Source organism: Pseudarthrobacter oxydans (assembly GCF_034258515.1).
Taxonomy (GTDB): domain Bacteria; phylum Actinomycetota; class Actinomycetes; order Actinomycetales; family Micrococcaceae; genus Arthrobacter.
In genome coordinates this window covers 3,457,620-3,471,829 of record NZ_CP139438.1, presented here as the reverse complement: position 1 = coordinate 3,471,829, position 14,210 = coordinate 3,457,620, and the positions used below count along the sequence as shown (strand labels likewise).

The 14,210-nt window shown below is 65.8% G+C and carries 16 protein-coding genes; 13 read left to right on the top strand and 3 right to left on the bottom strand.

Going from position 1 to position 14,210, the window contains the following annotated elements:
* Positions 1–283 precede the first annotated feature (283 nt).
* A complete protein-coding gene (locus SMD14_RS15855) occupies positions 284–1,303 on the bottom strand; it encodes a hypothetical protein (protein WP_321214260.1) in 1,020 nt (339 codons plus the stop codon).
* A gap of 401 nt (positions 1,304–1,704) precedes the next feature.
* Here SMD14_RS15855 and paaA point away from each other — a divergent pair, with 401 nt between their 5' ends.
* From paaA to galU, 13 genes are all read left to right on the top strand, one after another.
* Complete coding sequence (gene paaA, locus SMD14_RS15850; RefSeq protein WP_321214259.1) at positions 1,705–2,709, top strand: 1,2-phenylacetyl-CoA epoxidase subunit PaaA; 1,005 nt, start codon at positions 1,705–1,707, stop codon at positions 2,707–2,709.
* Complete coding sequence (paaB, locus tag SMD14_RS15845; protein ID WP_157241410.1) at positions 2,706–3,086, top strand: 1,2-phenylacetyl-CoA epoxidase subunit PaaB; 381 nt, start codon at positions 2,706–2,708, stop codon at positions 3,084–3,086. The genes paaA and paaB overlap by 4 nt, the downstream gene beginning before the upstream one ends.
* Positions 3,083–3,976, top strand: a complete 894-nt coding sequence (paaC, locus tag SMD14_RS15840; protein WP_321214258.1) for a 1,2-phenylacetyl-CoA epoxidase subunit PaaC — start codon at positions 3,083–3,085, stop codon at positions 3,974–3,976. The genes paaB and paaC overlap by 4 nt, the downstream gene beginning before the upstream one ends.
* Positions 3,977–3,987: 11 nt before the next feature.
* On the top strand, positions 3,988–4,512 hold the full coding sequence (gene paaD / locus SMD14_RS15835) for a 1,2-phenylacetyl-CoA epoxidase subunit PaaD (RefSeq protein WP_321216287.1): 525 nt from the start codon (positions 3,988–3,990) through the stop codon (positions 4,510–4,512).
* 9 nt (positions 4,513–4,521) lie between these two features.
* The gene (paaE, locus tag SMD14_RS15830; protein ID WP_157241412.1) at positions 4,522–5,763 is read left to right on the top strand and encodes a 1,2-phenylacetyl-CoA epoxidase subunit PaaE; all 1,242 of its coding nucleotides are present in this window, start codon (positions 4,522–4,524) and stop codon (positions 5,761–5,763) included.
* A gap of 41 nt (positions 5,764–5,804) precedes the next feature.
* A complete protein-coding gene (locus SMD14_RS15825) occupies positions 5,805–6,584 on the top strand; it encodes an enoyl-CoA hydratase/isomerase family protein (RefSeq protein ID WP_321214257.1) in 780 nt (259 codons plus the stop codon).
* A 256-nt stretch (positions 6,585–6,840) separates the two neighbouring features.
* On the top strand, positions 6,841–7,017 hold the full coding sequence (locus SMD14_RS15820) for a hypothetical protein (protein ID WP_321214256.1): 177 nt from the start codon (positions 6,841–6,843) through the stop codon (positions 7,015–7,017).
* A 200-nt stretch (positions 7,018–7,217) separates the two neighbouring features.
* Complete coding sequence (locus SMD14_RS15815; protein WP_321214255.1) at positions 7,218–7,796, top strand: hypothetical protein; 579 nt, start codon at positions 7,218–7,220, stop codon at positions 7,794–7,796.
* Entirely contained in the window at positions 7,796–8,077 is a 282-nt protein-coding gene (locus SMD14_RS15810) for a PqqD family protein (RefSeq protein ID WP_321214254.1), read from the top strand. Before SMD14_RS15815 ends, SMD14_RS15810 begins: the two co-directional genes overlap by 1 nt.
* Positions 8,078–8,114: 37 nt before the next feature.
* Positions 8,115–9,299 (top strand): ATP-binding protein, encoded by a 1,185-nt coding sequence (locus tag SMD14_RS15805; RefSeq protein ID WP_321214253.1) that lies wholly within the window; start codon positions 8,115–8,117, stop codon positions 9,297–9,299.
* Positions 9,300–9,320: 21 nt separating this feature from the next.
* Positions 9,321–10,859, top strand: a complete 1,539-nt coding sequence (locus SMD14_RS15800; protein WP_321214252.1) for a polysaccharide biosynthesis tyrosine autokinase — start codon at positions 9,321–9,323, stop codon at positions 10,857–10,859.
* Between the two features lie 3 nt (positions 10,860–10,862).
* A complete protein-coding gene (locus SMD14_RS15795) occupies positions 10,863–11,771 on the top strand; it encodes a nucleotidyltransferase family protein (protein ID WP_321214251.1) in 909 nt (302 codons plus the stop codon).
* A gap of 54 nt (positions 11,772–11,825) precedes the next feature.
* A complete protein-coding gene (galU, locus tag SMD14_RS15790; protein ID WP_321214250.1) occupies positions 11,826–12,716 on the top strand; it encodes a UTP--glucose-1-phosphate uridylyltransferase GalU in 891 nt (296 codons plus the stop codon).
* Positions 12,717–12,735: 19 nt separating this feature from the next.
* On the opposite strand, the gene SMD14_RS15785 is transcribed toward galU, so the two are convergent.
* Both SMD14_RS15785 and SMD14_RS15780 read right to left on the bottom strand, forming a co-directional pair.
* Positions 12,736–13,134 carry a VanZ family protein gene (locus tag SMD14_RS15785; RefSeq protein WP_321214249.1) on the bottom strand — a complete coding sequence of 133 codons (399 nt, stop codon included), beginning with the start codon at positions 13,132–13,134 and terminating at the stop codon, positions 12,736–12,738.
* A gap of 334 nt (positions 13,135–13,468) precedes the next feature.
* Positions 13,469–14,062, bottom strand: a complete 594-nt coding sequence (locus SMD14_RS15780) for an LPXTG cell wall anchor domain-containing protein (protein WP_321214248.1) — start codon at positions 14,060–14,062, stop codon at positions 13,469–13,471.
* Positions 14,063–14,210: the final 148 nt, after the last annotated feature.

Sequence of the window (14,210 nt, the reverse complement as noted above, 5' to 3'; positions counted from 1 at the left end):
GGGTAGGCAAGGGCAGCGGGCCTTGCCGCGTACGCCAAGGTTAGCCTTACCTAATTAGGAAGATTACCCGTCCCAGTGAATTATGCAAACTTTCCATGCGCTAATTCGGCTAAGTGTTACGGCGGGGTGCAGGAGCGTTGGGCGAAAGGCCGCATCAAGTGAGAGAGCGTTGCTTCCGCAGGTAGCGGGCCTTGCCTCTACTCGCCCGGCAAGGCCCGCTACTCCAGCACCTTCAGCTACCCGTCCAACTATCCGTCCCTGAACTGGGCGGACATGGGTGCCGTCAGTTGGCCACCGTGAAGGGAATCACGGTCACGCCGGAGTTGGTTGAACCCAGCGTGTTGTCGCGGCACGACGTGCGCAGGTGCAGCTTGTGCACGCCGTTGGCCAGGGTGCGGGTGTCAATGGAAAGGGGAGCAGCCCCAAAGGGTTCGGGCCCGTAGGGGCCGGCGGCGTCCCGCAGTACGGTTCCGGGGCGTGCCGGGGACGCATGGAAGTCCGGGTCGATCGCGATGAATGAGCGGGTGGCCGGGAGCGAGCCGTCAGGATGGGTGGTGAGCCCCACTACTGGCGTCCAGATGCCTGAAACCGGGCCGTCGGGAAGGGGGAGGCTGCGGACCGAGGCCTCGCAGTACTCGGCGTGCGTGTACCAGCCCTTGCCGCGCAGGAAGGCGTACCTCGAGACGTTCGACGGGGACTTTCCGTTTTGGATGCCCACCTGCCAGTTGAAGCTGGCGACCATTTGCTTGCCGTCCGGCTCCGGGACAAACGCGCGGAAGCGGACTTCCTGCAGGCCGGAATGGTTGAACGAAGAGATCGGCTGCGAGAACGTTAGCCACCGCTCACAGGTGCCGGAGCACACAAAATCGCCTTTGCCGTTGCTTGCAGGCCCCGGGCAGCTGAAGTTTGCTGCAGTGGCCCGCAGGTAGCATTTTTGGACGGTTGTTTCATTGTCTGAGGTTTTGAACACCATGGAGACGTAGTTCGCCTTGCCGGGGTTGTCGTGGAGAACCACCCTCACCTTGATGGTGAGGTTGCCCGAACTGATCGTTTCGCGCTCAGGTATGCACGCCCCCAGGTGTAGGTGGCCGGAGTTGGTGGTGGTGTTGTTCGCTTGATCCGCTTCCGGCACCCACCATGCCTGGGTGTCCACGAACTGCCGCGTTTCGGCGTAGCTCGTCCCGTCGGCTGCAGGTGCGCCTATGCAAGGCCCCGGTGCGGCCTGGGCCGTACCGGGAACCAGCGCTGGCATGCCAAGGCAGGCCAGCGCAACAGCACTCATCAATACCAGGAACCGTCTCATGATCATCCGTTCTTAGAAGTCGGCATCCGACGTCCGTGCAAACACCGGTTTCATGGAGGCCCGGCGTCGAGCGATGCAGGAAAACTGTGTGCGGGCTGGGAGCAGTCGGCGGCGCCCAAACGCCGACGTGAGGAGACCTTAGGCTGTCATTAGGCCCGGTAGGGCGTGGCCAGTATATGTGCGCGGTGTAGGCCGGGCGGGACATTTCGTAGACATTACAGACCGTGGCCGCGCACCTTTTGCGGGAGATTCGGGCGGTCTCCGTCAACGGCCGGGCATCCACCGGCACCATCACAAGGGTGGCGTCGGCGCTTGACGGGGTCCGGCGCTCCCGCATATCCTGAACGAACGGTCGGTAAATAATTCCGGCCGCCCCCGAAGGTCTTTGCATAGGAGCAACCATGGCAGCGCAGAACTTGCAGTCAGTGCCGGCTGAGCGAACGGCTGGAACCAGCGAAACGGCAGACGCGGCGGGCCAGGCCAACTTCGACCGCGTCATCGCCGAGGACTCGCGCATCGAGCCCAGGGACTGGATGCCTGCGGCCTACCGCAAGACCCTGCTGCGCCAGATCTCCCAGCACGCCCACTCCGAGATCATCGGCATGCAGCCGGAGGCCAACTGGATTTCCCGCGCCCCTAGCCTGAAGCGCAAGGCCATCCTTATGGCCAAGGTCCAGGACGAGGCCGGCCACGGGCTGTACCTCTACTCCGCCGCCGAGACCCTGGGCCAGAACCGGGACGAGATGACGGACGCGCTGATCGCCGGCAAGGCCCGCTACTCGAGCATCTTCAACTACCCCGCGCTGACCTGGGCGGACATGGGCGCCATCGGCTGGCTGGTGGACGGCGCCGCGATCTGCAACCAGGTCCCGCTGTGCCGCGCCTCCTACGGCCCCTACGGCCGCGCCATGGTGCGCATCTGCAAGGAAGAGTCCTTCCACCAGCGCCAGGGCTTCGAGATCCTGCTGGAACTCTCCAACGGCACCCCCGCGCAGAAGCAGATGGCCCAGGACGCCGTGAACCGCTGGTACGCCCCGGCCCTGATGATGTTCGGCCCGCCGGATGACGATTCGCCCAACTCCAAGCAGTCCATGGCCTGGAACATCAAGCGCTTCAGCAACGACGAACTCCGCAGCCGCTTCGTGGGCATGATGGTGGAGCAGGTCAGGGTCCTGGGCCTCACCCTCCCGGATGACCAGATCCGTTACAACGAGGACACGAAGAAGTGGGAGCACGGCCCGCTGGACTGGCACGAGTTCCACGAAGTGCTCGCCGGCCGCGGCCCCTGCAACTCCCAGCGGCTTGAGCGCCGCAGGCAAGCGCACGACGACGGCGCGTGGGTCCGCGAGGCAGCGGCCGCCTATGCAGCAAAGCAGCTTAACAAGCAGAAGGAATACGCAGCATGACCCCCCACGGCAACCCCGAAGCTCCCGCCAGCTCGGCAACGGAAATCAACCGCGACGCCCCGAAGGCATCCCCCGCTCCGCAGGAGCACCACGACCGCTCCGCCTGGGGCCTCTGGGAGGTCTTCGTCCGGTCCAGCCGCGGCCTGAGCCACGTCCACGCCGGCTCCCTGCACGCCCCGGATGCCGCCATGGCCCTGCGCAATGCCCGGGACCTCTACACCCGCCGCAACGAGGGCGTGTCCATCTGGGTTGTCCCCGCGGACGCCATCGCCGCCAGCGATCCGGACGCCAAGGGCTCGTTCTTCGAGTCCCCCCAGGGCAAGGACTACCGCCACGCCACGTACTACACCAAGAGCGAAGGGGTGAAGCACCTGTGAGCGGCCACGGCGACATCTCCACCGGCGTGGCCGGCGATTCGAACGCCTCCGCCACCCGCATCACCCCCGGCAACGCGCTCCGCCCGGAGGACATCGCGCTCGAGGTCCGCACCGGCCTGGCCAAGCCGTCCGAGGACACGGCCGAGTATGCGCTGCGCCTGGGCGACGACGCCCTGATCCTGGCCCAGCGCCTGGGCCACTGGATTTCCCGCGCCCCCGAGCTGGAGGAGGACATCGCCCTGGGCAACATCGCCCTGGACCAGCTGGGCCACGCCCGCTCCTTCCTCAGCTACGCCGGCGGCGCCCTCACAAACGAGGACGGAACGCCCAAGTCCGAGGATGACCTCGCCTACTTCCGCCGCGAGCACGAGTTCCGCAGCGTCCAGCTGTTCGAGCAGCCCAACGGCGACTTCGCGGCCACCATCGCCCGCCAGTTCGTGGTGAGCTACTACCAGTTCCTGCTCTACGGCAAGCTGACCGAATCAAAGGACGCCACCCTGGCCGCCATCGCCGCGAAGGCCGTGAAGGAAGTGGACTACCACCGCGACCACGCCGCCCAGTGGATCCTGCGCCTGGCCGGCGGCACGGAGGAATCCCGCACCCGGATGATCCACGGCCTGCGCATCATGTGGCCCTACGTGGAGGAACTCTTCCGCGACGACGACCTGACGGGCCGCCTCACGGAGGCGGGCATCGCCGTCGCGCCTTCCTCGCTCAAGGAGGACTTTGACCGGCTCACCGGCGAAGTCCTCACCGAGGCCGGGCTGGAGGTCCCGGACGTTCCCGCCGCACCCGGCGGCGGCCGGCAGGGCAGGCATTCCGAATACCTCGGCTACATCCTGGCCGAGATGCAGGTGCTGGCCCGCGAACACCCCGGAGCAAGCTGGTGACCGTCATGGACATGTACATCTCCGACTTTGAGTCGAGGACCCGGACGCCGCGGCAGAAGGCGTGGGACATCGCGGCCACCGTGGTGGACCCGGAAATCCCGGTGCTCACCATCGAGGACCTGGGGATCCTCCGGAATGTCGAGGTGGCGCAGGATGGACACGTAAAGGTCACCATCACGCCCACCTATTCGGGCTGCCCGGCCATGGACGCCATCCGCGACGACCTGAAGACCGCGTTCGCCAAGGAAGGCTACCCGGACGTGGAGGTGGACCTGGTCCTCGCCCCGGCCTGGACCACGGACTGGATGACGGAAGCCGGCAAGCAGAAGCTGCGGGAATACGGCATCGCGCCGCCCACGGGCATGAGCCACGCGGCACGGCACGCCGGGCCCATCCGCCTGAAGATGGCCGTCAAGTGCCCGCAGTGCGCCAGCCTGAACACCAGAGAGCTCACCCGCTTCGGCTCCACCTCCTGCAAGGCGCTGTACGTCTGCCAGGACTGCAAGGAACCGTTCGACTACTTCAAAGTGCTGTAAGGAAGCCCCATGCCTGTTGTCCGCCAGACCGCCGCCGAAGAGGCGCAGGCCACCGGCCGCCGTCGTCCGTCCTTCCACACGCTCGCCGTGAAGGAGGTGCGCCGGCTCACCGAGGACGCCATCGAGGTGTCCTTCCACGTGCCGGCGGAGCTCGCCGGCCAGTTCGACTACCTGCCCGGCCAGTACGTGGCGCTGCGCACCACGCTGCCGGACGAGACCGGCGAACCCAAGGAAATCCGCCGCAGCTACTCCATCTGCGCCGAGCCACGCAGCTTCGAGGACGGCACCAGCGAGATCCGGGTGGCCATCAAGAAGGACCTGGGCGGCCTGTTCTCCACCTGGGCCAACGCCGAGCTGAAGGCCGGGGACACCCTGGACGTCATGAGCCCCATGGGCGCGTTCGTGTCCCGGCACGGCCGCGACGGCCAGGCCGTGGAGCAGAACCGGATGAACTCCATGAACAACCCGGAGGAGCTGGCCGGGGACGTCGCCTCCCAGGGCGAAGCCAACTTCGTGGCCATCGCCGCCGGTTCCGGCATCACCCCGGTGATCGCGATCGCCCGCACGCTGCTGGCCGCCAACCCGGAGTGCCGGTTCGATCTCATCTACGCCAACAAGGCCGCCATGGACGTGATGTTCCTGGAGGAGCTCGCGGACCTGAAGGACAAGTACCCGCAGCGGCTGGCCATCCACCATGTGCTGTCCCGCGAGCAGCGGATCGCCCCGCTCCTGTCCGGCCGGATCGATTCCGAGAAGCTCCGGCAGCTGCTGGGCACCGCCATCCACGCGGACGATGTGGACGAGTGGTTCCTGTGCGGGCCGTTCGAGCTGGTGCAGCTGTGCCGGGACACCCTGGCCGAGCGCGGCGTGAAGCCGGAGAATGTCCGGTTCGAGCTGTTCACGTCCGGCAAGCCGGACAAGCCGGAGGGCAATGCGGGCCGTCCCGTGCTGGTGGACGAGTCCAAGGAGACGTACAAGATCACGTTCAAGCTGGACGGCCTGCAGGGCGAGGTGGCCAGTCCCACCCACGCCCGCGAGTCCATCCTCAACGCCGCGCTGCGGGTCCGGCCGGACGTGCCGTTCGCGTGCGCCGGGGGAGTGTGCGGCACATGCCGGGCCAAGGTGGTCACCGGCAGCGTCACCATGGACGAAAACTACGCGCTGGAGCAGGATGAGCTGGACAAGGGCTATGTGCTGACCTGCCAGAGCCACCCCACCAGCAAGGAAGTCACCGTCGACTTCGACGTCTGAGTCCCGGTCCCACCGTTGCCCGCCTGAACCATAGGAGCCCCATGATTTCCCTCTCCATCACCAACGGCGTTGCCGAGGTTGTGCTGGACGCCCCGTACAAGCTGAACTCGCTGGACGAGCAGGCGCTGGCGGAGCTGTCCCAGGCGTACGACGACGCTGCTGCCGCCGCCTCGCGCGGTGAGGTGCGGGCGCTGCTGCTGAGGGGAGAGGGCCGCGCCTTCTGCGCGGGCCGCGACATCCAGAACGTGACGCCGGAGAGCGACGACGCCGCCGCGTACCTGGGCGGGCTGGTGGAGCCTTTGCTGAAGAAGATGGCGTCCTTCCCGGCGCCCACGTTCGCGGCCGCCCACGGCGCCTGCCTGGGCGTGGGGCTGGGGCTGCTGCTGGCCACGGACGTGGTGTACGTGGCGGAGAATGCGAAATTCGGCTCGCCGTTCGCCAAGCTGGGCGCCACGCTGGATTCCGGCGGGCACTGGTACTTCACCGAGCGGCTGGGCATGCACCGGACGCTGGACCTGATCTACACCGCGGACCTGATCTCCGGCGCTGAAGCCGTGGCGCAGGGGCTGTTCAGCCGGGCCATGCCGGCGGAGTCGTTGCTGGACAGCACCCGGGAGATCGTGGCCAAGGTGGCGCAGGGTGCCACCGGCGCCTTTGTGGCCAGCAAGGAGCTGGTGGCCCACATCCGGGACCAGCGCCTGGGCCTGTGGCAGGCCATGGCGGAGGAGAACACTGAGCAGGCCCGGCTCTGCAAAACCGATGACTATGCCGAAGGGTTCCGGGCGTTCCAGGAGAAGCGCGAGCCGCAGTTTCGGGGTTAGGCGCCTGGGGAGCCAAGTCCGGTGGGGGCTTAGGTAGGGATCGGTTCCCTGCACTTGGGTAAGTACGGTTGCCCCGTTGTAAACGGGTATCGCCTACTCGTGTTACCTGCGCGGCCTGGTTGTTCAATGGAAGTGCCGGCGAGGCGAGGGCTTAGTGGCCACGGCTCCCACCGCAGCATTCGCCGGCACCACCCTCGCGGCGGTTGGATGAATGAGTCTCCTGGTGAACCGGGACGATTCAGGAACGGCGGGAACCATGCGAACCAGAATGTCCACCGGGGATGGAGTCAAACTCGCGGCCTGCCCCCACCAGTTTGTTGGCCGGTGCGATGACTGTTCCGCGTCGGCTGCGCTCAGGGAATCGGACCAGATGGTGACGGACGAAGGCGGAACGACGTTCGCGGCCGAGTCCGGGCCTTACCCGTCCGCATAGAAGCTCCGCAGCCTCCTATCACCGCAGGTGAAACCGTTTTCCAAGAGAACTTTCCCTGATCTTGACCAAACCTTGAAGGTTGGTTGCACCAAATCTTTATTTGCGTTGGCAAGAGTTGTCGGAGCCGGGAAAGCCCGGCCACTGCACGCTGGCGGGCCTGAACGGCTGAGCGGCGGCTTCACACCGACACGGGAGCGCATTTGTCCGAGGTTCTGCACGCGAAGGTCACTGAGAGCGAAAAGCACGGCATCAGCCGGCGCAGGGTTGTTGCGGGCGTAGCCTGGTCCCTGCCGGTGATAGCAACCGCCATCGCCGCACCGGCCGCGGCGGCGTCGGGACTTTCGGCGACCACACTCCTGAGTGCTGCTTCCACTATCAGCATTGCCAGCTCAGCCACCGGTCAAGGTACCAGCCGCACGGGCACGGGCCCGGCGAATTTCCAGATCATCAACAGCGGCAGCGCAATCACTGGGGCAATCACCGGCACGGTCAACATCAAGCCGGTCGGGACCGTAAGCGCGGGTGTCGGCGTTCACTCCATCACGTCCGCCACCTTGACGTCCGCCGCTTACACGAGCGCCCATGAGTACAACGCCACGTTCACCCTGGCCGCCCAGGAGGTTCCGGCCGGCCAGACGGTCAGTGTCCCCATCTTCTTCCAGTACGAGCGTGTCAATCCGGCACCCTCCGGCATCCTCACCTACGTTCTGACCATCACCCTGCGGCTTCCGGACAACACGGACCGGGTTATCACCGGCACCGTGACGATTACCTACTGATGGTCTGGAAACGTGGCGGCCTTGTCGCGGAAGTCTGCACCGAACGCCGGAGCCGGGTAGCCCTGCTGCACCTGGACGCAACCCAGCCAGTGGTCCTCGAGGGTTCCGCTGCAGTCATCTGGGACCTCATTGACGGCCGGCGGACCGAGCGGGACATCTACGCGGAGCTTGAGGCCAGCTTTGAGGACCAGGCAGGCCAGATGCAGGCCCAGGTGGAAAGCTTCCTCGCCAGCCTCGAAGCCCAGCGCCTGATTGAGGCTGTCCGCGGCGATTCCCGGTGACGGCGTGAGGTCCACGGGAACCCTGGAGAAAACACGTTTGGCGTGGCAGCACCGCCTGCTCGAGGAATTGGCGAGAGGCAGCGATCTTCTGTGCCTGGACGTCCTGGGAACGCAGTTCACGGTCTGTTGGGGCGCTGCGGTGACGTGGCAGCAGCGGGATGCCATGCGCTGGGCATGGGCGCGGTGCGTCGACGGCGGCGGGCCCTTCCTCCCGCCGCTGCCGCCAGAGCCCACCATGGACCAGCCGTTCACGGCGTCCGTCACCTACCAGTCAAAGAAGTACGACGACGGTACGTTCCAGCTGCAGGCCGCCTCCTTCGAGGAGTTGGCCGAGCACCTCACGTCCCGGCTCACGGTGGCCGCCATCCTGGCCAACGCGGGCGGACTTACGATGCTGCACGCCTGCGGGGTGGCGGACCCTGCCACTGGGGCCGTTGTGGCGCTGGTGGCCAAGTCCGGAACGGGCAAGACCACCGCGGCTTCCCTGCTGGCAGAGGTCTATGGGTATGTCACGGACGAGACCGTAGCCATCCGCCCGGACGGCTCGGTGGTGCCCTACCCCAAGCCGCTGTCCGTGAAGCAAAGGCCAGGCACCCCCAAGCAGCAGGTGGGACCGGACGAGCTTGGACTCCTGCCGGCCCCTGCCAGGCCCTTCCTCCAGTCGATCGTGCTGTTGAACCGGGTCCCAGGCGGCCGCCCTGCGGCGCCGAAGCTCCAGAGGGTCCCGCTGGCCGATGCCGTGCTCGCCCTGATCCCGGACTCGTCCTCGCAGGCAGCAATCCACCAGCCGCTGCAGTCGCTGTGCCGCCTGATCGACCGCGTCGGGGGAGTTTGGCAGGTGACCTACACGGAAGCCGCGGACCTGCCTGCGGCCCTGGAGCCGCTGTTCCGGATGCAGCCAGCGGACACCAGCGGGTGGGAGGCCCCTGCGGCTGAAGCTGCCCGCTTCAGGCACATCCCGGAGGGCTACCTCCGCCGCGTCGCACCAAGGGACGCCGTCGCCATCGGCGGAGACCTGCTGGTGATGCTGGAGAACCAGGTTGTGCGGCTCAGCGGCATCGGCCCGGCCATCTGGGAGGCGTCCGCCAGCCCCGTAACGCCGGACCAGCTGGCCGAAGAAGTCGGCAAGGTGCACGGCACCCCGGAAGGCTACCGGGACGCCGTCGCCGCAGCCACGGAGCAGCTCATCGCAAAGTCAGTCCTGGCCCAGGGCCGTATGTAGATTTGAGTGGAAGGAACCACCATGAGCGCAACAGTCGCTCCCGCCGAAGCGCCCGCCGGCATGGACCTGACGGACTACCTCCGGGTCCTTCGGGTCTACTGGAAGGCCATTGTCGCGTTCACCCTGCTGGCCACCTTGGCGGCGTTGGGCTGGACCGTCCTCCAGCCCAAGATCTACTCCTCCGATTCCAGCGGCATTGTGGTCACGCCGGGCTCGGACAACGTGAGCCTGTCACTGGCGGGGGACAGCCTGGCCAAGGCCAAGGTCAAGAACTACGAGTCCGTGGCAAAATCGCGGCTCGTGGCGGACCGGGTCATCGCCTCGCTGGAGCTCAAGACCACCGCCGATGCACTGCTCGGCAGCATCACCGTGAAGGTCCCGCTGGACACCGCCGAGATCCGGGTGACCGCCCAGTCCACGGACCCGGCCACGGCGCAGCGCGTGGCCGATGCCTGGGTCAACGGCCTCGCCGCCCAGGTGGAGGCGATCGAAACGGCAGCCCCGGACGGCACGCAGGTGGCCCCCGCAGCAACGGCTGTGCGCGTGCTTCCGCTGGGCAAGGCGGTCCTCCCCGCCAGCCCCACCTCACCCAATACCAAGCTCAACCTGGCGCTGGGCGCGCTCGTCGGCCTGGCCCTCGGTGTGGCCTATGCGGTGATCCGCCGGCAGCTTGACCGGCGCATCCGGAAGGCTGCCGACGTCGAACGGCTCTTTGGTGTCCCCGTGGTCGGCACCCTGCCGGTGGACCGCCGGCTGGACGGAAAAAGCACGGTCCTGGACGCCGGTACCGAGGCGCAGGTCCACGATGCCGGCGGAGCCATGGCAGAGGCCCTCCGGGAGCTGCGCACCAACCTCAGCTTCCTGGACGTGGACCAGCCGCCGCGGATCATTGTGGTCACCAGCTCCGTGCAGGCAGAAGGCAAATCCACTGTCACGGCCAACCTGGCGGTCGCCATGGCGGCCGCCGGCGAGAACGTTGTAGTGGTCGACGGCGACCTCCGCCGGCCCACGCTGGTGGACGTTTTCAACCTGGTTCCGGGCGCGGGTGTCACCGATGTCCTCACCGGCTCCGCCGAGTTGGCGGATGTCCTGCAGCCCTGGGGTGCCCTGCCGAACCTCTCAGTCCTCGGCTCAGGCCGCATCCCGCCGAATCCCAGCGAGCTGCTGGGGTCCCGGGCCATGAGGAACATACTGAACGCCCTTGCCGAAGACGCAGTCGTCCTGATCGACGCCCCGCCGCTGCTTCCGGTGACGGATGCCGCGGTCCTCTCCCGCGCGGCGGACGGCGCCATCGTGGTGGTGCGGACGGGCAGGACCACCCAGGAGCAGCTGGCACAGTCGATGGGGAACCTGGACAAGGTCAAGGGACGGATCCTGGGCGCGGTCCTCAACTACGTGCCCACCCGGGGTACCGATGCCTACTCCTACTACGGAACGTATACGTCCGCACACAGCCCGGTGCCTGCTGCTGAACTCCTGCGCCCTGGCGTCGGGGCGGCTACCGAATCCGGTGGGCCCCTCGAGGTCGCGCTCAGCGGCCGCAGGGCGGCCAGGGACTAGGCAGTGCCCGCGGCGGACGACGGCAGTGTCACGCAGCTCAGCATCTCCGAGGGCGTGCTCCTGGGCCACGCCCTGGTAGCGCGGCTGGCGGACACCTTAGGCATCCGGGCCTTCTTCATCAAGGGGCCGGCGAGTGTTATCCAGGGTTTGCGCCAGCCCAAGACGTCAGCTGACGTGGACGTCTTCGTGGAACCCTCCGCCTTGGAACTCCTGCTGCAAGGGCTGCGGCAGAGGGGCTGGCGGGAACGCCCCGTTGACCCAGACAGTTGGGCTTTCCCAAAGCACTCGGTTACGTTGGACCACCCTGACTGGCCGTGCTGCATCGATGTCCACTTCCGCTTTCCGGGAATGGAAGTTCCGCCGCCCCAGTGTTTCGAGGTGATGTGGGCACGCACCGAGCACCTTGAGCTGGCTGGTCAGGGGGTGCAGGTCCCGTCTAGGGCCCTTGGAATCCTGATCCTGGCAATGCATGCCCTACGGTCGCCCCACCTGCCTGCATGCCGGCAGGAGCTCGAATTTCTGGCGGATATCACCACACACCACTCCCACGCGCTGGCCATCCTGGACGTCGCGACGGCGACCGGCTCCCTGGCGGCCATGCGCCCCTTTCTTGAGGACCTTCTGCCTCACACCGCTGCGTCGGAATGGCCGGAGCCGTCAGTGGAGTGGAGCAACCGGCTGATGGCCAGGGAACCGGGAAGCGCCCGGCTCGTGGCGATCGTCCAGGCGCCGTGGCGGGAGAAGCCCGGGATGCTGTGGCGCGCTATGTTCCCGCCTCCCGAAGTCCTCCTGAGCCAAAACATCAACGCCGACATGTCCTTCCGGGGACGGCTCGTGCAGCACCGGGCCAGATGGGCAAGATTCCTCCGTTCAGCTCCGCGGCTCGTGCGCGATCTCCGCGGACTTCGGTAAGCCCTTTAAGCGGAGAAATTGCCTTTGTCTACCCCTGATTTGTAAGGTTCAGCTATGACTACGGGGAAAGCTATCACCAAAGCCGTCATTCCTGCTGCCGGATTGGGGACTCGCTTCCTGCCCGCCACCAAGGCAATGCCGAAGGAAATGCTGCCGGTCGTAGACCGGCCGGCCATCCAGTACGTCGTTGAGGAAGCCGTGAAGTCCGGCCTCACGGACCTGCTGATGATCACGGGACGCAACAAGCGCTCCCTCGAGGACCACTTCGACCGCGAACCGGGCCTGGAGCGCGCCCTGGAGCTCAAGGGGGACAAGGACCGCCTGGAGTCCGTTCAGTACGCCTCGGAGCTGGGCCCCATCCACTATGTCCGCCAGGGCGAGGCCAAGGGCCTGGGCCACGCGGTGCTGTGCGCCAGCCAGCACGTGGGCAACGAGCCCTTTGCCGTCCTGCTCGGCGACGACCTCATCGACGAGGACGAGGACCTGCTCAGCACCATGATGGAGGTGCAGCAGAAGACAGGCGGTTCAGTGATCGCCCTAATCGAGGTGGACCCGTCCCAGATCAGCGCCTACGGCTGCGCGGACATCACAGCGGAGGACGGCGAGAATTACGTCCGCGTGAACAGCCTCGTTGAGAAGCCTGCCGTGGGGGAGGCGCCGTCCAACCTCGCGGTGATCGGCCGGTATGTGCTGCACCCGTCAGTGTTCGGCGTCCTGGAGAACACCGAGCCGGGCCGCGGCGGCGAGATCCAGCTGACCGATGCGCTGCAGACCCTGGCTGCAGGCGAGGGCGAAGGCTCCGGCGTGTACGGCGTGGTCTTCAAGGGCCGCCGCTACGACACCGGCGATAAGCTGAGCTACCTCAAAGCCGTCATCACACTCGCGTCTGAGCGCGTGGAGTTCGGCGAGGACCTGAAGACCTGGATGAAGGGCTTCGTGAACTAGCTTTGCGCTTCAATACCTTCTAGAGGTCCGCTACCGCAGGGTGGCGGGCCTCTAGTCTTTTGAGCGCCCATCCGGTCAGGAGCGCGCCTGTGACTGCTCCTGACGCGTTTGTCACGAGGTCTTGCGGGGTCGAAAAGCGGTTGTGAAGAAATAGCAGCTGACCCAGCTCCATGCAGCCGGAAATCAGCAGGCCAAATGCTCCAACCTGCCACCAGCATTTATCAGGAAAGGCCAGCGAGCTTACTATTCCTAGCGGCACGAAGAGCGCTACATTTGCCGATGCCTCAACAAAGTTGTAGTTGAACCAAGCTGGAATTCCGTGGCGATGAAGGTAATCCCGCACAGCAGCCAGTTGACCTTGTAACGGCTGATCGACGGGGCTTGGCCAAAACGCCATGACGGACAGAGCAATCAGCATGGCTGCGAGGATGACCTGCCAAAGCCTTTGGTCGCGGAGGTGCCCCAAGCTGGGCCTCAGGAGGTCCGTAGAAGGGCTAATGCTGTGGTCGCGGTGGCGGATGCCGCCAGAAGTAAAAGAAGGGCGTAGCGGAGCACCTGCGGGCGGGGGAGTGGTATGGAGAAGTCGTACTCTCTCGGTGTTCTGCGCCAATGTCTCCCCATAGCTCATATTGATACCACAGTCCCACCCCCAGCCTTCGTTGCTTAGCCCGTTGAGACCTTAAAGAAAGAAGGTGGGTGTTCCCCATTTCTGGAGTACACCCACCTTCTTCAGTGGTTATTGCCTGTTGCTGTTAGGCAGCAGCCTCAGCCTTGGCACGGCGGCGAACAACAACAACCGAAGTTGCGCCGGCAGCCAAAGCTCCAGCCCCGACCAGGGTCCAGAGGATCAGACCGGAGTCAGCGCCCGTGTTGGCCAGGCCGCTGCCCGTGTTAGCCAGCGGGGCGCCGCCCGTGTTGGCGAGTGAAGCGACAACCTTAACCGTCACAGGACCAACGGTTACACCGGAGGTGTTGCCGGTTGCCGTGATGGAGTAGGTGCCGGCTTCGCTGATGGAAATGGGAATTGAGAACCTGCCCTGCGCGTCAGCCGTCGTGCTGAGAGTGCTCGGAGCCAGGTAAAGATTGATCTTCGCCGCGACAGCCGCACCTCCGGCGATGCTTGCGCCGTCCGAGGCCGGAGCGTCGCCCGGAGTCACGGTGATGGTGAGAGTTTCGCCAGCAAGGAAGCCCTGACCACTGAAAATGAAGTCCTCACCCGGACCGACTACACCGTCAGAAACGGCGGCCTGAGGCGGTAGGGCGGGGTAGGTGGCTGCCATTGAAGGAGCCGCGCCTACAAGCGCAATGGAACCGGCAAGTGCGAGTGCTGCGAGTGTTTTTTTCATGTGTCCCCCCGGAGACGTTTAAGTTTTGATGTACCCGATCTGGGGAGTGTTCCCCTCCACACGAGACCCTGTGCAGAACTTCGGATAGTTATCCCAAGTAAGAAGCTACCATCTAGTCTTCCCTGTGAGCAATCTCAATCCAGTCGGT